The sequence below is a fragment of the Pseudomonas sp. zfem001 genome, from assembly GCF_032621725.1.
GTDB classification, from domain to species: Bacteria; Pseudomonadota; Gammaproteobacteria; order Pseudomonadales; family Pseudomonadaceae; genus Aquipseudomonas; species Aquipseudomonas sediminis.
In genome coordinates this window covers 702,525-719,368 of sequence record NZ_JAVYJI010000001.1, presented here as the reverse complement: position 1 = coordinate 719,368, position 16,844 = coordinate 702,525, and the positions used below count along the sequence as shown (strand labels likewise).

18 protein-coding genes are annotated in these 16,844 nt (G+C 61.5%); 6 read left to right on the top strand and 12 right to left on the bottom strand.

Annotated elements, in window-relative coordinates:
• Positions 1-3 precede the first annotated feature (3 nt).
• From RTH74_RS03560 to RTH74_RS24105, 5 genes are all read right to left on the bottom strand, one after another.
• Positions 4-519 carry a pilus assembly PilX family protein gene (locus RTH74_RS03560; RefSeq protein WP_296232505.1) on the bottom strand — a complete coding sequence of 172 codons (516 nt, stop codon included), beginning with the start codon at positions 517-519 and terminating at the stop codon, positions 4-6.
• Complete coding sequence (locus RTH74_RS03555; protein ID WP_316913772.1) at positions 516-1,385, bottom strand: prepilin-type N-terminal cleavage/methylation domain-containing protein; 870 nt, start codon at positions 1,383-1,385, stop codon at positions 516-518. The genes RTH74_RS03560 and RTH74_RS03555 overlap by 4 nt, the downstream gene beginning before the upstream one ends.
• Positions 1,386-1,394: 9 nt before the next feature.
• The gene (gene pilV / locus RTH74_RS03550) at positions 1,395-1,925 is read right to left on the bottom strand and encodes a type IV pilus modification protein PilV (RefSeq protein ID WP_316913771.1); all 531 of its coding nucleotides are present in this window, start codon (positions 1,923-1,925) and stop codon (positions 1,395-1,397) included.
• Positions 1,909-2,469 carry a GspH/FimT family pseudopilin gene (locus tag RTH74_RS03545; protein ID WP_316913770.1) on the bottom strand — a complete coding sequence of 187 codons (561 nt, stop codon included), beginning with the start codon at positions 2,467-2,469 and terminating at the stop codon, positions 1,909-1,911. Before RTH74_RS03545 ends, pilV begins: the two co-directional genes overlap by 17 nt.
• Positions 2,470-2,550: 81 nt before the next feature.
• Positions 2,551-3,066, bottom strand: coding sequence for a GspH/FimT family pseudopilin (locus RTH74_RS24105; protein ID WP_420713113.1), 516 nt, complete (start codon positions 3,064-3,066; stop codon positions 2,551-2,553).
• 102 nt (positions 3,067-3,168) lie between these two features.
• Here RTH74_RS24105 and thiO point away from each other — a divergent pair, with 102 nt between their 5' ends.
• Positions 3,169-4,266, top strand: a complete 1,098-nt coding sequence (thiO, locus tag RTH74_RS03540) for a glycine oxidase ThiO (protein WP_316913769.1) — start codon at positions 3,169-3,171, stop codon at positions 4,264-4,266.
• Between the two features lie 91 nt (positions 4,267-4,357).
• On the opposite strand, the gene RTH74_RS03535 is transcribed toward thiO, so the two are convergent.
• The 4 genes from RTH74_RS03535 to RTH74_RS03520 all read right to left on the bottom strand — a co-directional run bounded on the left by RTH74_RS03535 (position 4,358) and on the right by RTH74_RS03520 (position 8,704).
• Positions 4,358-5,698, bottom strand: a complete 1,341-nt coding sequence (locus tag RTH74_RS03535; RefSeq protein ID WP_316913768.1) for a sigma-54 dependent transcriptional regulator — start codon at positions 5,696-5,698, stop codon at positions 4,358-4,360.
• Positions 5,699-5,700: 2 nt separating this feature from the next.
• Positions 5,701-7,293: an ATP-binding protein gene (locus RTH74_RS03530; RefSeq protein ID WP_316914310.1), complete on the bottom strand. Its 1,593-nt coding sequence runs from the start codon at positions 7,291-7,293 to the stop codon at positions 5,701-5,703.
• Complete coding sequence (locus RTH74_RS03525) at positions 7,283-7,519, bottom strand: PP0621 family protein (protein WP_316913767.1); 237 nt, start codon at positions 7,517-7,519, stop codon at positions 7,283-7,285. Before RTH74_RS03525 ends, RTH74_RS03530 begins: the two co-directional genes overlap by 11 nt.
• A gap of 192 nt (positions 7,520-7,711) precedes the next feature.
• Complete coding sequence (locus RTH74_RS03520; RefSeq protein WP_106732812.1) at positions 7,712-8,704, bottom strand: outer membrane protein assembly factor BamD; 993 nt, start codon at positions 8,702-8,704, stop codon at positions 7,712-7,714.
• 138 nt (positions 8,705-8,842) lie between these two features.
• Here RTH74_RS03520 and rluD point away from each other — a divergent pair, with 138 nt between their 5' ends.
• The 4 genes from rluD (at position 8,843) to RTH74_RS03500 (ending at position 12,441) form a co-directional block, all read left to right on the top strand.
• Complete coding sequence (rluD, locus tag RTH74_RS03515; RefSeq protein WP_106732813.1) at positions 8,843-9,817, top strand: 23S rRNA pseudouridine(1911/1915/1917) synthase RluD; 975 nt, start codon at positions 8,843-8,845, stop codon at positions 9,815-9,817.
• Entirely contained in the window at positions 9,814-10,545 is a 732-nt protein-coding gene (gene pgeF / locus RTH74_RS03510; RefSeq protein WP_316913766.1) for a peptidoglycan editing factor PgeF, read from the top strand. Before rluD ends, pgeF begins: the two co-directional genes overlap by 4 nt.
• Positions 10,546-10,712: 167 nt before the next feature.
• Complete coding sequence (locus tag RTH74_RS03505; protein ID WP_316913765.1) at positions 10,713-11,303, top strand: TetR family transcriptional regulator; 591 nt, start codon at positions 10,713-10,715, stop codon at positions 11,301-11,303.
• A gap of 28 nt (positions 11,304-11,331) precedes the next feature.
• Positions 11,332-12,441, top strand: coding sequence for an NADH:flavin oxidoreductase (locus RTH74_RS03500; RefSeq protein WP_316913764.1), 1,110 nt, complete (start codon positions 11,332-11,334; stop codon positions 12,439-12,441).
• Positions 12,442-12,597: 156 nt separating this feature from the next.
• On the opposite strand, the gene RTH74_RS03495 is transcribed toward RTH74_RS03500, so the two are convergent.
• Together RTH74_RS03495 and RTH74_RS03490 are read right to left on the bottom strand one after the other, a co-directional pair.
• Complete coding sequence (locus RTH74_RS03495; RefSeq protein ID WP_420713112.1) at positions 12,598-13,827, bottom strand: glycosyltransferase family 4 protein; 1,230 nt, start codon at positions 13,825-13,827, stop codon at positions 12,598-12,600.
• 34 nt (positions 13,828-13,861) lie between these two features.
• Entirely contained in the window at positions 13,862-14,764 is a 903-nt protein-coding gene (locus tag RTH74_RS03490) for a LysR family transcriptional regulator (RefSeq protein ID WP_316913762.1), read from the bottom strand.
• A gap of 79 nt (positions 14,765-14,843) precedes the next feature.
• Between RTH74_RS03490 and RTH74_RS03485 the strand changes: the two genes are divergently transcribed.
• On the top strand, positions 14,844-15,953 hold the full coding sequence (locus tag RTH74_RS03485; RefSeq protein WP_316913761.1) for an SRPBCC family protein: 1,110 nt from the start codon (positions 14,844-14,846) through the stop codon (positions 15,951-15,953).
• Here RTH74_RS03485 and cysZ read toward each other — a convergent pair.
• Positions 15,927-16,691: a sulfate transporter CysZ gene (gene cysZ, locus RTH74_RS03480; protein ID WP_090336985.1), complete on the bottom strand. Its 765-nt coding sequence runs from the start codon at positions 16,689-16,691 to the stop codon at positions 15,927-15,929. The genes RTH74_RS03485 and cysZ overlap by 27 nt on opposite strands.
• Positions 16,692-16,844 lie beyond the last annotated feature (153 nt).

The window sequence follows — 16,844 nt, the reverse complement described above, 5'->3', positions numbered from 1 at the left end:
CCTTCAGTTAAATACTTTGGCTGTGGTTGAGCGAAGATTAGCTTTATGCTCGGTGGTGGAGTTTTCTGCTTCCGCGTTAATCTCGTAGCGGAAGGTTCCAATGCCGAGCATCATATTGCCGTACTCAGGGTTTTCAGCCTGTCCCTGTGCTGCGCCAGAGGGCGCTGCTACGGCGTACCACCGGATCGACTCTTCACTTTGGCCTGCAAGAGCTGAATAGCCTAGAGCTGTCTCGAAATCTTGCAGATAGGTTGGGTCAGTGCTTAGGAAACAATAACTACCGCTGCAATCGTTCTGCTCCAGCGGTTTGTTGGGCGCGGTTAGGCGTTTCTCACCTTCGCGTAGGGCTGCTTCTGCATAGTTGATCAGTTGTTGCTGCTCAGAGAGGTTGCCAGTAATTCGTCCTTCTAGCGTTGTTTCTCTAGCGCCAGAAAGAGCAAGAAGAGTGATGACAAGCAGCATAATCAATGCGATGAAAAGTGCGGCACCGCTTTCTTTCTTGGGAAGTTTTTTGCTCATGGCATCAGGTTCCTCAACATCACATTGCTTTGTGATACTTGGTAAATTTGTCCCTTGTCGTCTGCCTTGATTGCTGCGACCAGAGAATCACTATTTTCTAACCCTGTTAAGGCTTGCCAGTTAGCCAAAGCATCCGACACATCGACAGACTCACGCAGACGAATGCCGGAGCTACGGAGTAGTGCGGTATAACGCACGGCGAGGATTGGCAAGGTAGTCGCAGTTGTGGTGTATTGGCTGATATTGCGAGGGTCTGCCGCGCTGCCTACGCCCAGTTCATAGCGAAGGTCGACAATGCCGGACACGAGTTCGCCTGTTTGTACGTTTCGGCCACTGAGCACCGCACCTGAAGGGTTGGTGTGTACCCGAGTGCACTTGAGTGCTCCGGCTTCGCTATCTGGATCTTTTTCGAAATAAAGCCGCTCGATCACTATCTCCGGAGAGCTGGTGTAGGGCCCCGTTTGCAAGGTCGAAGCAGTCGCTGGTAGCTCCCCGAGGCAATTGCGCTCGAGATTGTCGCGTGGCTGATAACGAATGCAGAGTGAGCTCAACGCTGTTCTTTTTACCGTCTCTCCAGCTGCGAATGCTCCGCAACCCAGGCCAGATATGTCCGTAACCGAGGGAAATGCAGCACTTGGTTGTTCATCGGGACGGCGCCGATATCCCGCCTTGGTAAGCTCTTGCTGCAGCATAAGCAGGGCATAGCGGCCTGCCTCAAGGTTCTCGGTCTGGTTCTGTTGAAATGAATAACTGCGCTTGTTATCAATGTAGATCTGAGTGACACCCAGAATAAGGAAGCTGCTGATGGCGAGTGCCACCATGAGCTCGACCAGCGACAGGCCAGCCTGAAAGCGTTGGTATGTCATCTCAGTCCCTCAAATCTGGGTTCGCAGGCGATAGTGGCAAATGCTCGATGCCGCACCGTTCGAACCGATGCATTCACCTGCCTTACCTCGCCAGGCAATTTGAATTTCAACTGTCGTGCCTGTTCCGGTACAGCTGTTGGCGGTGTTCGTACGGCAAATATGAAAGTCGCTTTTGAGCAAGCTGTCTCCGTCATCTGTATCTGCGGCGACAGGAAGCATTTTCTCGACTTTGTCAGCCCAACACGCCAACTGGCCGGCGGCATTATTTGGCAGGGGTGTACAGTCATCAGGTTTCTCCGGGAAATTCGCCCCTCCTGCTTTATAGAAACCTGAAGAGTTGGGGAACCCTGTTGGCATCGCGCGCATCATTTCTGCCAAATCATTGGCCAGGATGATCGCCACGTTGCGTTGAGCGGAATCCTGAGTGTATTGAATGGTCCTGGTTTGGAGCGCCACCATGCCAAGCACCCCAACGCTAATCAGCACCAGGGTGACCAATACTTCAATCATGCTGAAGCCATTTTCAGCCTTGCGTTTCATCGTCGCCTCCCTGCGGTGCCTGATAGGTACAAGTTGCCATCTGGTCATTATCGCGAGGACCATTCTTACCTCTTGCCCAGGTTCGAATGCTTCCGCTTGATTTGACGTCGATGGTGTAGCCGTTTGCAGCCTGATCATCGCTACAGGTCAGAAGGACGGCTTCGCTACCAGTGCCGTTGTAGCGAAAGGTCAACTCATCGGTACTGGAACTTATGCTTGCTCCGTTGGGGAGTGTCACCGAACGCAAGGTTTCTGACGAATCGAGGCAATCAACCTTCACTGTCCATTCGGACTCCCCTTGGCAGACCCTGACCAGAATTCTGCGCTCTACGGCGGTACTGCGTGCGAACTGCAGCAAAGAGAGCATTTCGTTGTTCAGCGACTGGGTACGGTTGTCGGCGATAAATTTAGTGAAGCTTGGCACTGCGATCATTGAGAAAATGCCGAGCAGTGTGACGATGATCATAAGTTCGATCAGGGTGAAGCCCGCCGCCTGTTGCTTGCCTAAGGGGCGGGCGTTGGCGTGCTGAGAGGTAATAGACATGGGCATTCATTCTAGATGAGGGGAGGCAGCTAAATGCTGCCTGCTCTGCTTGCCTATGTCTTTCTATGAGGGATGACTGGCTCAACTGCCGGTATGACTGGTCGAGCAACAGTTCGCGTTGCTATCTGCGCTGGCCACCTTGAAGCGACCCTGACGATTTATCACTATTTGCCATGCGGGCTGCTGCTTCCGACAAAATGAAAATCTTCCATTGCTAGCGCTACTCATACCGTTTCCACGGAAGGTGACCTGACTTCCTCCAAAGCCGCGCCAGCATAGGTCGGGTCGCGTATCTGGCACGAATTTTCTGAGTACGTATCGATCATGGGGCCTAAGCACAAGCCAACCATGCTGCCAGTCGCCGGTGCATGTTTCCCCGTCTGCCGATCCGCACAGGATGTGCGCGCGCCTCGTACTTATGGCTTGTGTTCGAGTGAAATGCAGATGGGAGAGCAGTTCGTCACGTATGGATTGTTCCCGGCTGCGTTCCACCAGGTGGCTGTACGAAGGAGGAGCAATGCTGAGCAAGACCGCTATCACTGCCAGTGTGGTGAGTAGCTCAAGTAGGGTAAGTGCTTTCTGTTGATTCCGATTCATGAAAGGGCATCCTCTGCGCGTATCATCATGGCCCTCCTGGCCGTCTACTTCTGTTTAGACCTTCAGGGTGAGCTGTCAAGATTCTTTAAGTTGGGGTGAGAGTTGAACGCTGATATTGCAGTGCTTGGTGGCGGGGCTATTGGGTTGTTGTCCACCCTATTGCTGGCAAGAAGCGGTGTTTCGGTGAGTCTTGTCGAGGCCGGTGAGTCAGGCCGCGAATCCTCCTGGGCCGGTGGCGGTATCGTTTCTCCGCTCTATCCCTGGCGTTACAGCGCGGCGGTGAATGCGTTGGCGCATTGGTCGCAGGATTTCTATCCGGGCTTCGGTCAGCGTTTGCTGGAGGACACCGGCGTCGATCCCGAGGTGCATGTCACGGGGCTGTATTGGCTCGATCTGGATGACGAGGCTGAGGCGCTGGCATGGGCTGCGGGCGAGGGGCGTGCGCTGTTACCAGTGGATATTGCTGAGACTTATCAGCAGGTGCCTGTTCTGGGTGGTGGTTTCAAGCGCGCCATTCATATGCCGGGCGTGGCCAATTTGCGTAACCCTCGATTGGTCAAAGCGCTGCGGGCCGCTTTGGCGGCTATGCCGAACGTAGAGTTGCGTGAACATTGCCCGGTCACTGGTTTCATTCAGGAGAATGGGCAGATTCGGGGTGTGACTACCGCTGGTGGCGAGATTCGTGCCGAGCGCGTGGTTCTGGCGGCCGGTGCCTGGAGTGGTGAGTTGCTCAAGACGCTTGGGCTGGAGTTGCCGGTCGAGCCAGTGAAAGGGCAGATGATTCTCTACAAGTGCGCCGAGGATTTTCTGCCAAGCATGGTGTTGGCCAAGGGGCGTTATGCGATCCCGCGGCGCGACGGGCATATCCTGATTGGCAGCACGCTGGAGTATGCAGGGTTCGACAAGACGCCGACCGATAACGCGTTGGAAAGCCTGAAAGCATCGGCCGAAGAATTGTTGCCTGCACTCAAGGACGCCGATGTGGTTGGGCATTGGGCAGGCTTGCGGCCCGGCTCGCCGGAAGGCATTCCCTTTATCGGGGAAGTGCCCTCGTATCCAGGTCTATGGCTGAATTGCGGGCATTTTCGCAACGGGCTGGTGTTGGCCCCGGCATCCTGCCAACTGCTCGCTGATCTGATGCTTGGGCGTGAGCCGATCATCGACCCGGCGCCTTATGCGCCGGCAGGGCGCCTGCAGTAGTGGACCGTAAAGGGGGGCAGGACTCGACGCAGGCCTGTCTTGATCGCCGGCGAGCCGGCTCCTACAAGAGCGTGATTTGTGAATGCTGGGGTCAGTCGATCCCCAGCTTCTTCAGGCGATAGCGCATCGAGCGGAATGTCAGCCCCAGGCGCTGTGCCGCGGCCGTGCGGTTCCAGCGTGTTTCTTCCAGGGCTTGCATGATCAGCTTGCGCTCGATGTCTTCGAGGTAATCTTCGAGATTGTCGATCTGCGCCAGGCTGGCTTCGCCGCCTTCGTTGCTGGGGCCACTGGCGTCAGCCAGGCGCAGGTCGCTGGGCGTGATCTGGTCGTCTTCGCACAGGGTGTAGGCGCGTTCGAGCATGTTTTCCAGCTCGCGCACGTTGCCGGGGAAGCGATAGTTTTTCAGCTTTTCCAGCGCATCGGGGTGCAGTTTGGCGGCGGCCAGGCCAGTACCTTCGGCCAAGCGCACGAGCATCACGCTGGCCAGCTGGGCGATGTCTTCGCGGCGTTCACGCAGTGGCGGAACCCGCAGTTCGATGACGTTGAGACGGTAATAGAGGTCCTGGCGGAAACGGCCGGCAGCGACTTCCGCTGCGAGGTCCTTGTGGGTGGCGCAGAGGATGCGCACATCGACCACCACTTCCTGCTGACCACCAACAGCGCGTACGGCTTTTTCCTGAATCGCTCGCAGCAGTTTGACCTGCATCGGCAGCGGCAGGTCGGCGACCTCGTCGAGGAACAGGGTGCCGCCGTTGGCGGCCTGGAACAGCCCCTGCTTGTCTTCGATGGCGCCGGTGAAGCTGCCCTTCTTGTGGCCGAAGAACTCGCTTTCCATCAGCTCCGAGGGTATCGCGCCGCAGTTGACCGGCACGAACGGTTGTTCGATGCGTGGGCCCTGCTCATGGATCAGGCGGGCAACCAGCTCCTTGCCACTGCCCGATTCGCCGCTGATATAAACCGGCGCCTGACTGCGCGAAAGCTTCAGGATCTGCTTGCGCAGCGACTTCATCGGTGGCGAGTCGCCGAGCAGGCGACTGTCGACCGGTGTTTCCTCACCTTCGGGCGCGCGAATGCGCAGGGCGGTCGCCACCAGTTCGCGCAGACGCCCAAGGTCTACCGGTTTGGTAAGGAAGTCGAAGGCGCCGGCCTTGAGCGAGTTGATCGCGGTATCCAGGCTGCCGTAAGCGGTAATCATCGCCACCGGCACCTGTGGATGACGCTGCTGGATATGTTGCACCAGATCCAGGCCGGTGCCGTCGGGCAGGCGCATGTCGGTCAGGCACAGGTCGAACGGCTCGCGCGCCAGCCATTCGCGTGCTTCCTTGACGTTGCGGGCGCTGCGGGTGTCCAGCTTCATGCGTCCGAGGGTGATTTCCAGCAGCTCGCGGATATCGGGCTCGTCGTCGACGATCAGGGCTCTCTGACGGTTCATGCTCAGCTCAGTTTGCGCGGATGGGCGAAGGTGATACGGAAGCAACTGCCGCCACCTTCACGAGGTTTATAGTCGAGGCGGGCCTGGTTGCCCTGACACAGCTCGCGAGAAATATACAGGCCGAGGCCGGTGCCCTTGTTCTCGGTGGTGTAGAACGGCTCGAAGATGTGCTGCTCCTGCTCGGGCGGCACACCGGGGCCGTCGTCGAGGATTTCCAGCACTGGCAGGTCGCTGCTCTCGTCGCGGAACAGGCGTAGCCAGACCTGGCCGAGTCGGTGTTTCTGCGCGCTGTAGCGCAGGCCATTTTGCACCAGATTGGTCAGCACCTGGGTCAACTGGTGTGGGTCCATGCGTGTTTGCAGGCTGCCGCCCTGGGTCTCCAGATGGATCTGTCGATCAGCCGGTGCCGAGCTGCGGAATTCGCTGGCGAAGCGGTGCAGCCAGTATTTCAGGTCGAGCAGTTGCGGCTCGGCCTGGCGCCTGCGCGACAGTTGCAGGACGTTCTCGATCACCATGTTCATGCGCTTGGAGTGGTCCTGGATGATCTGCGCCAGGCGCTGATCCGGGCCGTGCAAATCCTCCGATTCCTGCAGTAGCTGTGCTGCGTGGCTAATGGCGCCGAGCGGATTACGAATTTCGTGAGCGATGCCGGCGGTCAGTCGGCCGAGCGAGGCCAGCTTGAGTTGTTGCGCCTGCTGGGCGATCTGCGAGATGTCATCGAGAAACACCAGGGTGTGCTGCTGATCGCCGCGTTGCAGGGAGATGAAACTGGGCTGTAGCACCGGACCGTCGACCTGCGCCTGCAGGCTGTCCGGGCGCAGGGTTGGGTTGTGTAGCCACTGCTGCAGGCGTTTGACCAGTTCCGGGCAGTGCGGGTCGATGATCTTGCCGCTGAGTTCACCTCGCCCGAGCAGCTGCGTTGCGCCCTGGTTGGCCAGCAGTACTCGATGTTGGGTGTCGAGAACCAGAATGCCGGTGCGCATGCGCTGCAGGATCTGCTCGTTGAGTTCTTCCAGGCTGGCGACGTCGGCTGCGCGTTGTTCGGCCAGGCTTTCGCTGACCTGCAGGCGACGCGTGATGCCCTGGATGAACAAGGCGCCGGCGAAGCACAGCGCGCCGAGGGCGCCGGCCTGGACGTACTGTGCGGCAGCAGCGGGGCGGCTGAGGCTGAGGTAGAAGGTCAGGTAGATCAGCGCCATCGCGGCGATGGCAGCGATCAGCAGGCCGATGCGGCCGCGTAGCAGGATATTGGCAATGGCCACGGCGACCACCAGCAGGTTGCCGATGCCGCTGGGCGTGCCGCCGGCTGCGTAGAACAGGGCCGAGAGAAAGATCACGTCGACCAGTGCCAGGCTGAACAGCTGCACCAGGTGCTTGGGCTTTTGCACCAGTACGGCGATGAAGATGTTGAGGATCAGGTAAACCCAACTGCCGGTGCGAAACAGCTCGATATGCACGACATCCAGCAACTGCTCGTCGAGGTTGCTGGAGATCAGCAGGATCAGCGCCAGGCCGATGCTCAGGCGATAGAAGTGGTAGAGCCTGAGGATGCGCTGCCCTTGTTTGCTGTTCTGTACGCTGGTGTCAGCGATCACCGGTGTGTGGGCCTTGCTCAAGGTGTTTCTGGCTGCAGTACCAGCGCTGATCCTGGCTCAGTGCCTGGGTCTTGGGGATATGCACGCCGCAGTTCTCGCATCGCACCATGGGGGCTGCGGTGTCCTCGGTGGGGCGAGTAGGTTTGGCTTTGCTGATGAAACGACGCCAGATCCAGATTGCGGCGAAGATCACGGCAACCCAGAACAGCAGGCGGAACAGGCCCATGGTGTGCTCTTTTATCCGGTTAAAGCCGGCAGTTTAGCCAAGCTGAGACCATCGGCACAGAGGGGCGGTGGCAGGCTGTGAGCTGATTCCGGGGCGGCGAGCTGCAAGTCAGAGCGGCGGCACTGAGCCTGGATGACATCCGCAGGCACAAAAAAGGGAGGCCGAGGCCTCCCTTGTTCTGTCGTGCATCGATCAGTCGAACAGACCGAAGGTCAGGTAGCTCCAGATCGACCGCTTCTTGGCGGTTTCGCCGGTCTTGGCATCTTGCTGTAGTTCGCGCGGAATCTGCTGTGCGGCGTCTTCGTACTGGCGGATCACGTCCTGGCTGGCGCGGGTTTCGCCCGGCGGCAGCGGCGTGTCGGTTTCGATCAGGCCCAGAGTGGCCTTGGCCAGCCAGGAGCGATTGTCGGCTTCCTCTTCGAGCGGTACGAACTGGCCGCTTTCCAGGCTCGGGTGGTCAGGGTAGTTGAGCTTGAGGGTTTCCAGGCTGGTGGCAGCCAGGTCGTCCAGAGACAGACGCTGATAAGCCTCGGTCATGATCGCCAGGCCATCACCGACCGACGGGGTTTCCTGGAAGTTTTCCACCACATAGCGGCCACGGTTGCCGGCAGCTACATAGGCTTGGCGGGTCAGGTAGTAGTGGGCTACGTGGATCTCATAGGCGGCCAGCAGGTTGCGCAGGTAGATCATGCGCTGTTTGGCATCCGGGGCGTAACGGCTGGTCGGGTAACGGCTGGTGAGCTGCGCGAACTCGTTGTAGGAGTCGCGTGCGGCGCCCGGGTCGCGCTTGGTCATGTCCAGCGGCAGGAAGCGAGCCAGCAGGCCGCGGTCCTGGTCGAACGAGGCCAGGCCCTTGAGGTAGTAGGCGTAGTCGACGTTGGCGTGCTGCGGGTGCAGGCGGATGAAGCGCTCGGCGGAGGACTTGGCGGCTTCCGGCTCGGCATTCTTGTAGTAGGCGTAGATCAGTTCCAGCTGCGCCTGCTCGGCGTAGCGCCCGAACGGATAGCGCGACTCCAGCGCCTTCAGTTTGGCGATGGCCTGGGTGTAGCTGCGGTTGTCCAGGTCGGCCTGGGCCTGCTGGTACAGCTCCACCTCGCTGAGGTTTTCATCGACCTCCGGCTGCTTGGAAGAGCAGGCGGCGGTAAGGGCGAGGATGGCGATCAGCAGCAGGTGTTTCACTTGCATGGCGGCTTGCGTCCCTGTGACGGCCGCGCGGCCGTCCTGTTATGATGAGCGCCCCCGGAAACCCCTGGGGCAAAGACGCCGTATTTAACCACAAGCCTGTCGCCGAAACCAAAGGCCAGGCTCCCGCCGTTGCCGAAGATGACTTCTATAAACAAGCAGCTGATTCAACTCCAGGCCGTCGTCCCCTTTGAACAGGGCGGTCAACGCCTCGACCAGGTGGCTGCGCAGCTGTTTGGCGAGTTCTCCCGTTCGCGCCTTTCCACCTGGATCAAGGAGGGCCGCCTGACTGTCGATGGCGCCGTGGCGCGCCCGCGCGATACCGTGCATGCCGGTTCGACGCTGGTGCTCGATGCCGAGCAGGAAGCGCAGGGCGAGTGGATCGCGCAGGACATCGAACTGAACATCGTCTATGAAGACGAACACCTGCTGGTCATCGACAAGCCCGCAGGCTTGGTGGTGCATCCGGCAGCCGGACATGCCGACGGTACCCTGCTCAATGCGCTGCTGCACCATGTGCCGGACATCATCAACGTGCCGCGTGCCGGCATCGTCCATCGTCTGGACAAGGACACCACTGGCCTGATGGTGGTGGCCAAGACCCTGCAGGCGCAGACCAATCTGGTCGAGCAACTGCAGAAGCGCTCTGTCAGCCGCATCTATGAATGCATCAGCATCGGTGTGATCACCGCTGGCGGCACCATCGATGCGCCGATTGGGCGCAGCTCCAGCCAGCGCCAGCGCATGGCGGTGACCGATGGCGGCAAGCCGGCGATCAGTCACTACCGTGTGCTCGAGCGCTACCGCTCGCACACCCATGTGCGGGTCAAGCTGGAAACCGGGCGTACCCATCAGATTCGCGTACACATGACCCACGTTGGCTATCCGCTGGTGGGCGACCCTGTCTACGCCGGGCGTTTCCGCATTCCGCCAGCTGCCAGCCCGACTCTGGTGCAGAGCCTCAAGGAGTTTCCGCGTCAGGCCTTGCACGCGCGCTTTCTCGAGCTGGATCACCCGGCTACCGGCAAGCGCATGAAGTGGGAGTCGGCGCTGCCGGATGATCTGGTGTGGCTGTTGACCCTGCTGCGTCAGGATCGCGAGGCCTTCGTCGGGTGAGTGTCCACGATTGGCTGACGCCCGACTGGCCTGCGCCAGCCAACGTGCGGGCTTGCGTCACCACGCGCAGTGGCGGTGTCAGCGCTGCGCCGTTCGATACCTTCAACCTGGGCGATCATGTCGAGGACGACCCGATTGCGGTAGCGAGCAATCGTCAGCATCTGGTTGAGGCTCTGGGTTGCCAGCCTGCCTGGCTGCGTCAGGTGCATGGCATCGTGGTGGCCGAAGCCGATCCGGCGACAGTCATTGAAGCCGATGGCAACTGGACGGCCACCCCAGGTATCGCCTGCACAGCGATGACCGCCGATTGCCTGCCAGCATTGTTCTGTGACCGCGCCGGTACCCGCGTGGCAGCGGCCCATGCCGGTTGGCGCGGGCTGGCTGGTGGTGTGCTGGAGGCGACCGTCAAGGCGCTGAACGTTGCACCGCAAGAGCTGCTGGTCTGGCTCGGCCCGGCCATCGGCCCGGCTGCGTTCGAGGTTGGGACTGAAGTGCGCGAGGCCTTCGTGCAACAGCATGCCGAGGCTGCCAATGCATTCGTACCTGGTGCCAACGCCGGCAAATTCATGGCTGATATCTACCAGCTGGCGCGTATTCGCCTCGCTGCTATCGGTGTGACTGCCGTCAGCGGTGGCGGGCTGTGCACCTACGACGATGCGCGCTTCTATTCCTACCGCCGCAGTGCCCGCACCGGGCGTTTCGCCTCGCTGATCTGGCTGCAGCCCTGATCTGTAGGAGCGAGCTCTGCTCGCGAATCCTGTAAGCCAAAGGCTTCGCGAGCAGAGCTCGCTCCTACCTGTTCTGTCGTGGGCATTCGTGTTGTGTTTTCTAATCCTTAATCACCAATATTAATAGTGCTGTCGCGAGCGAGACGACCGGTCATATGCTCGGCGCCATGAACAGCATTCGACTCGACAAGCGCGACCTGATTCTGAGCAAAGGCTCGGCGGTGATGACCCGGCGCGGCTACCACGGCACTGGCGTGCTGGAGATCGTCCAGGCGGCCGGGATTCCCAAGGGCAGCTTCTATCACTACTTCGCCAGCAAGGAAGACTTCGCCCTGCAGGCGCTGGCTTTCATCTATCGGCCTCGGCTGGCGCGTTATGCCCAGGCGCTGAACGACCCGGCGCTGAGCCCGCGTGCACGCATCCTCGCTTACTACCGCGATCTGCTGGCGCATTTCGCCAGGCAGGACACGCCGCAGTACCACTGCTTCATCGGCAGCCTGAGTTTCGAGATGAGCGAGATGCTGCCGGCGATCGGCGCCGAGGTTGCGGCGATTCAGCAGGCCTCGGTGGACATCCTGCGCGACTGCCTGGAGCAGGCGCAGGTCGCCGGTGAACTGCCGGCCGATGAGGATTGCGGCAACCTCGCCACCTTTATCAGCGACGCCTGGCAGGGCGTATTGGCTCGCCTCAAGGTGGGCCGCAACCTGCAGCCGTTGCACGCTTTCGTCACCCGCCTGGAGCGTTTGCTGCAGGCCTGATCAACCGTTCAACCCCAGAGGAAAGATGATGAGCGCTCCCGTTCAAGCCCTGTTCGCCCCGTTCCGCCTCGGTAACCTGGAGCTGCCGACCCGTGTGGTCATGGCGCCGATGACCCGCTCCTTCTCGCCCGGTGGCGTGCCCAACGCCAAGGTCGTCGAGTACTACCGTCGCCGTGCAGCCGCAGGTGTAGGCCTGATCGTCACCGAGGGCACCACCGTCGGGCACAAGGCGGCCAACGGCTACCCGAACGTGCCGCGTTTCTACGGCGAAGATGCCCTGGCCGGCTGGAAGCAGGTGGTCGACGCCGTACATGCCGAAGGCGGCAAGATCGTCCCGCAGCTCTGGCACGTGGGTAACGTGCGCAAACTGGGCACCGAGCCGGATGCCAGCGTGCCCGGCTATGGCCCGATGGAGAAGCTCAAGGACGGTCAGGTGGTGGTGCATGGCATGACCCAGGCCGATATCGATGAGGTGATCGCCGCCTTCGCCCAGGCTGCAAGCGACGCCAAGGCCATTGGCATGGACGGCGTGGAGATCCACGGCGCCCACGGTTACCTGATCGACCAGTTCTTCTGGGAAGGCAGCAACCAGCGCACCGACCAGTACGGTGGTGATCTGGCGGCGCGTTCGCGTTTCGCCATCGAGCTGATCCAGGCCGTGCGTGCCGCGGTCGGCCCGGACTTCCCGATCATCCTGCGTTACTCGCAGTGGAAGCAGCAGGACTACACCGCGCGCCTGGTGCAGACCCCGGAACAACTGGAGGCCTTCCTCAAACCGCTGTCCGATGCCGGCGTGGACATCTTCCACTGCTCGACCCGCCGCTTCTGGGAGCCGGAGTTCGAAGGCAGCGACCTCAACCTGGCCGGCTGGACGCGCAAGCTCACCGGCAAGCCGACCATCACCGTCGGCAGCGTCGGCCTGGATGGCGAGTTCCTGCAGTTCATGGTCAAGACCGACAAGGTGGCCGAGCCGGCCAGCCTGGAGAACCTGCTTGAGCGCCTGAACAAGGAAGAGTTCGACCTGGTTGCCGTAGGCCGTGCGCTGCTGGTCGACCCGGATTGGGCGCTGAAGGTGCGTGAAGGCCGCGAGCAGGACATCCTGCCGTTCAGCCGCGATGCGCTGACCACGCTGGTCTGAGGCCGTTTCTATCGGGCGTCGCGATCCGACGCCCCGTTTTCAGCCCCGGCACATCGGGGCTTTTTTACGTCTGTATGTTATGAGCGGATGTGCTGGCGTAGGGCGGGTGAAACCCGCCAGCCCTTTACCAATGGCGGTTTTCACCCGCCCTACGGTTTAGCCATCTTGCATCCCGCCTCGGATTTCATCCGGGCTACTGACATGAGCGATCTTTGGGCGTGGCTGCATGGCACTGCGCAGGTGCTGTTCGAACAGCGCGACGATGCCGTCCCAGCTCAGATGGCTGGCATGTCGGCGGGCGTTGAGGCGGATATGCCGCAGTACCTCCGCATCACCCAGTAATTCACAGGCGGCTTCGCAGAAGCCTGCCTCGTCACCGGGACGGGCGAGCAGGCCGTTGTGGCCGTGATGGATATGTTGGGCGGCCGCTGCCTGGTCGAATGCCACCACGCCGAGGCTCGAGGCCAGGGCTTCCAGCACCACGTTGCCGAAGGTTTCCGACAGGCTGGGAAACAGAAACAGGTCACCTGACGCGTAGTGCTCGGCCAGCGTTTCACCGCGCTGCAGACCGCAGAACAGCGCTTCCGGTAGCTGCGCCTGCAGGCTGGCGCGCAGTGGTCCGTCCCCCACCAGAATCAGGCGCATACGGCGTTGTGGGTGAGCCTGCTGCAAGGCTTTGAAGGCCTTGACCAGCAGACCGAGATTCTTCTCTGCAGCCAGGCGTCCGACATGCAGCACGGCCAGATCATCCGGCCCCAGGCCCCAGTTTTCGCGCAGGGCGTCGCTGCGCCGGCGTGGATGGAACAGCTGGCTGTCGACGCCGCGGGCGAGCAGGGCCAGCCGCTCGAAGTCGCGGCGTTCGAGGTCGACCTTCTGGCCAATGCTCGGCACCAGGGTCAGTTGCGTGCGGTTGTGAAACCAGCGCAGGTAGTTGGTCATGGCCCGGGTCAGCAGGCCGATGCCGTAGTGCCCGGTGTACTGCTGGAAATTGGTGTGAAAACCGCTGACCACCGGGATCGCCAGGCGCCTGGCTGCGCGCAGGGCGGAGAGCCCCAGCGGACCTTCGGTGGCGATATAGAGCACGTCGGGGCGTTGCCGCTGCCAGCGCCTGAGCAGCTTGTGCAGCGACGACTGGCCCCATTGCAGGCCGGGGTAGCCAGGTAACGGCCAGCCGCGGGTCAGCAGCAGGTCATCGTCGGCGTCCTGCGCGTGGTCGATGTCCTGGCGCGGCCGTATCAGTTGCACGCGGTGGCCACGGCCACGCAGGCCGTCGACCAGGCGGCCGAGGGTGTTGGCCACGCCGTTGACTTCCGGCGGGAAGGTTTCGCTGATCAGCGCGATATGCAGAGACGGTGCGTTCATAAGCCCAGTCTCTGCCCGGGTCATGTAGTGCACATGACGTTTCGATTGCGGTTATGTGTCAGGCGAGCAGGCCGTGCAGTTGTTCGCGTAGCCAGACATGTGCCGGGTCGTGGTGCTGCTGGCGATGCCAGATCAGGCTGATCTGCACGGCGGGCATGTCGAAAGGCAGCGGCGCGACCTGTAGGGCGAACAGCGGCGCGAAGGCGTCGGCCAGGCGTACCGGTACGGTGCCGAGCAGATCGGTGTGAGCGACGATAGCGGGAATCGGCAGGTAGTTGGGCAGATGCAGCGCAGCCTGGCGCCGAACCTTGGCCGAACCCAGGACGATTTCCAGTGGTGAGCCACGTCCTGCTCGCGGCGTCACGATCACATGGCGGGCCTGTTGGTAATTCTTGAGGCTGAGGCCGCCGACGAAGGCTGGATGATCCTTGCGCCCGATCACCACCAATGCCTCCTCGCGCAGGGGCGCGTAATGCAGGTCGGGCGAATCGACGTGCAGATAATCGATGGCCAGGTCCAGGGCACCGCTCTCCAGGCGCGGCAGCAGGTTGTCGGCGTCGTCGCTGTGCGCGACAACCTCCACCTGTGGCGCGACACGGGCCAGATGCGCCTGCAGCATCGGCAGCAGCGCGGCCTGGGCGTAGTCGTTGAGCGACAGGCTGAACACGTGTGGCGCCTGCACATCGAAAGGCTCTGCCGGGCCGAGGCCGGCCTGCAGCAAGTGCAGCGCCTGACGCACGGGTGGGTAAAGCGCCAGAGCGCGCGCGGTCGGCGTCATGCCGCGCGCGGTGCGCTGGAACAACTCCTCGCCCAGTTGCTGACGCAGACGGGCGAGGGCGTTGCTGACCGTCGACTGGCTCAGGTGCAGACGCTGGGCCGCGCGGGTCAGATTGCCCTCCTGCATCAAGGCATCGAAGACCAGCAGCAGGTTGAGGTCGAGCTGGCGCAAATTCTTTATCAAGGATAATGCTCTTTTCAAATATCCATTATTCGAATGATTTGGCCAGGCCTAGACTTCTGTCAATCCACAGGAGAGCACCATGGCCTACAACAACGACAACGCCCAGGCTTTTCGCAGCGACTACCGGGCTGCCATCCATCCGCGGTACAACCCCTGGCTGCACGCGGTTTTCGTGCTGGCCTACGGGCTACTCTGCATCGGCTGGCTTGGGAGTACGCTGGAGGCCGTGGCGTCCTGGCAGTGGCTGCTGGTGCCGACGACGCTGGTGTTCTTCAGCTGGGGCGAATACCAAGTGCACAAGCGCCTCGGCCACAACAAGACGCGCTTCGGCAAACTCTTCTACAAGCGCCACACCGGTGATCACCACAGCTTCTTCGTCGAGACGCTTATGCCCTACGAAACGGCGCGCGACTGGCGGGTGATCCTGTTCCCGGCCTGGCTTATCGTTCTGTTCGGCCTGCCCACTTTCGCCGCCTGGTGGCTGCTGTCTCAGCTCGACGGCAACTTCGCCGCACTGTTCGCCGGCAGCATGCTGCTGGGTTATATGACCTACGAAGTGGTGCATGCCTGCGAGCATCTTCCGGCCGAACACCCGGTGTCACGCTTGCCGTGGATTCGCCAGATGCGCCGTCTGCATGCGCTGCACCATCGCCGTGAATTGATGCAGGCGCGCAACTTCGGCATCGTCCATCCGCTGATGGACTGGTTGTACGGGACTCTGCACTGGGAGCCGGAGGCGATTCATCAGCAGAACCGCCAGCAACACCGGATCACTATCGCCCAGCCTGCCGAGCACGTGCTGGCCTACGCCGCAGCGCCAAGCCACTGGCCGCAGTGGCACCCATCGTCACTGCGCATCTATGGCCGCGAGGGTGTGTTGCTTGCGGGCGAGCGTTTCGAGGAGGACATCCATGCTGGCGGTCGCGCCGGGCATCTGCGCTGGGACGTGCTCGACTATCAGCCGGCCCAGCGTTGGCAGGCCAGCGCCCAGGGCGAGCATGGCCTGCATTTGCTGCTGACCTACGAATGCCTGGCGGTGGAGGGCGGCTGCGAGTTTGTGCGCACCCTCGAATACGGTTTCGCTGGCTGGCCGATGCGCCTGGCCAATGGCCTGTTCATGCGCCGGCGCATCGAGCGCGAGTCGCAGGCGTCGATGCAGGCCTTACACGATGTCCTTGCGCGAACCTAGCGCCTGCTCGCCGCGCTCGCGCACCCAGAACAGCGTGGCGCCGGCCACGGCGGCCGGCATCATCAGGATATTCAGCCCCGGCACCAGCAGCGCGGCGTAGGTGATGCCGCCGAAGCTCAGGCTTTGCCAACGTTTCTCGCGCAGCCAGGCGAGCATGTCCTGCCAGCTCATCTTGTTGTTGTCCGCCGGGTAGTCGATGTACTGCACGGCCATCATCCACACGCCGAACAGCAACCACAGTGGCGCGGCGACCAGGTTCACCACCGGAATGAAGCTGAGGATCAGCAGGCCGATGGCGCGTGGCAGGAAGTAGGCCAGCTTGCGCATCTCGCGGCCCATGGTGCGCGGCACCATGGCGGCCAGTTCGGCCCAGCTGAACGGCGGGAAGTGATCCTCGCCACGCGCAACCACCTCGACCTTTTCCGCGAGAAAGCCATTGAAGGGCGCGGCGATGATGTTGGCCAGCAGGGTGAAGGTAAAGAACACCATCAGCAGTACCAGCACCACGAATAGCGGCCAGAGGATGTACTGCAGAAAGCTCAGCCAGCTCGGCAGAGTGGGCATGAAGGTGTCGACCCAACCGCTGAACTGCTGCACGGCAAAGCTGATCATGGTGACGAACAGAATCAGATTGACCGCTAGCGGCAGCAGCACGAACAGGCGCAGGCCGGGGCTGAGTACCAGCCTCAGGCCTTCTCGCAGGTATTGCGGGCCGGACAGGACGGGAGCGGCGGGCATGGCGGTCTCCTGAGTGGTTGATGCGCGCGACCATACCGACTTCGCCGCCGAGGCGAAAGTTCAGATGGGCGCCTGGCAGCCATAGTCGGATTCTATTCGCGGAATTGGTAATGGATATTTCCGCTGGCCCGGCGGCCTGGATAGCCTTGCGCA

Excerpts from the sequence above, each read along its gene's own strand:
- RTH74_RS03560 (WP_296232505.1), bottom strand. The coding sequence starts at position 519 with ATGAGCAAAAAACTTCCCAAGAAAGAAAGCGGTGCCGCACTTTTCATC.
- RTH74_RS03555 (WP_316913772.1), bottom strand. The coding sequence starts at position 1,385 with ATGACATACCAACGCTTTCAGGCTGGCCTGTCGCTGGTCGAGCTCATG.
- pilV (WP_316913771.1), bottom strand. The coding sequence starts at position 1,925 with ATGAAACGCAAGGCTGAAAATGGCTTCAGCATGATTGAAGTATTGGTC.
- RTH74_RS03545 (WP_316913770.1), bottom strand. The coding sequence starts at position 2,469 with ATGTCTATTACCTCTCAGCACGCCAACGCCCGCCCCTTAGGCAAGCAA.
- RTH74_RS24105 (WP_420713113.1), bottom strand. The coding sequence starts at position 3,066 with ATGAATCGGAATCAACAGAAAGCACTTACCCTACTTGAGCTACTCACC.
- RTH74_RS03535 (WP_316913768.1), bottom strand. The coding sequence starts at position 5,698 with ATGAACCGTCAGAGAGCCCTGATCGTCGACGACGAGCCCGATATCCGC.
- RTH74_RS03525 (WP_316913767.1), bottom strand. The coding sequence starts at position 7,519 with ATGGGCCTGTTCCGCCTGCTGTTCTGGGTTGCCGTGATCTTCGCCGCA.
- RTH74_RS03520 (WP_106732812.1), bottom strand. The coding sequence starts at position 8,704 with ATGCAAGTGAAACACCTGCTGCTGATCGCCATCCTCGCCCTTACCGCC.
- rluD (WP_106732813.1), top strand. The coding sequence starts at position 8,843 with ATGACTTCTATAAACAAGCAGCTGATTCAACTCCAGGCCGTCGTCCCC.
- RTH74_RS03505 (WP_316913765.1), top strand. The coding sequence starts at position 10,713 with ATGAACAGCATTCGACTCGACAAGCGCGACCTGATTCTGAGCAAAGGC.
- RTH74_RS03500 (WP_316913764.1), top strand. The coding sequence starts at position 11,332 with ATGAGCGCTCCCGTTCAAGCCCTGTTCGCCCCGTTCCGCCTCGGTAAC.
- RTH74_RS03495 (WP_420713112.1), bottom strand. The coding sequence starts at position 13,827 with ATGACCCGGGCAGAGACTGGGCTTATGAACGCACCGTCTCTGCATATC.
- RTH74_RS03485 (WP_316913761.1), top strand. The coding sequence starts at position 14,844 with ATGGCCTACAACAACGACAACGCCCAGGCTTTTCGCAGCGACTACCGG.
- cysZ (WP_090336985.1), bottom strand. The coding sequence starts at position 16,691 with ATGCCCGCCGCTCCCGTCCTGTCCGGCCCGCAATACCTGCGAGAAGGC.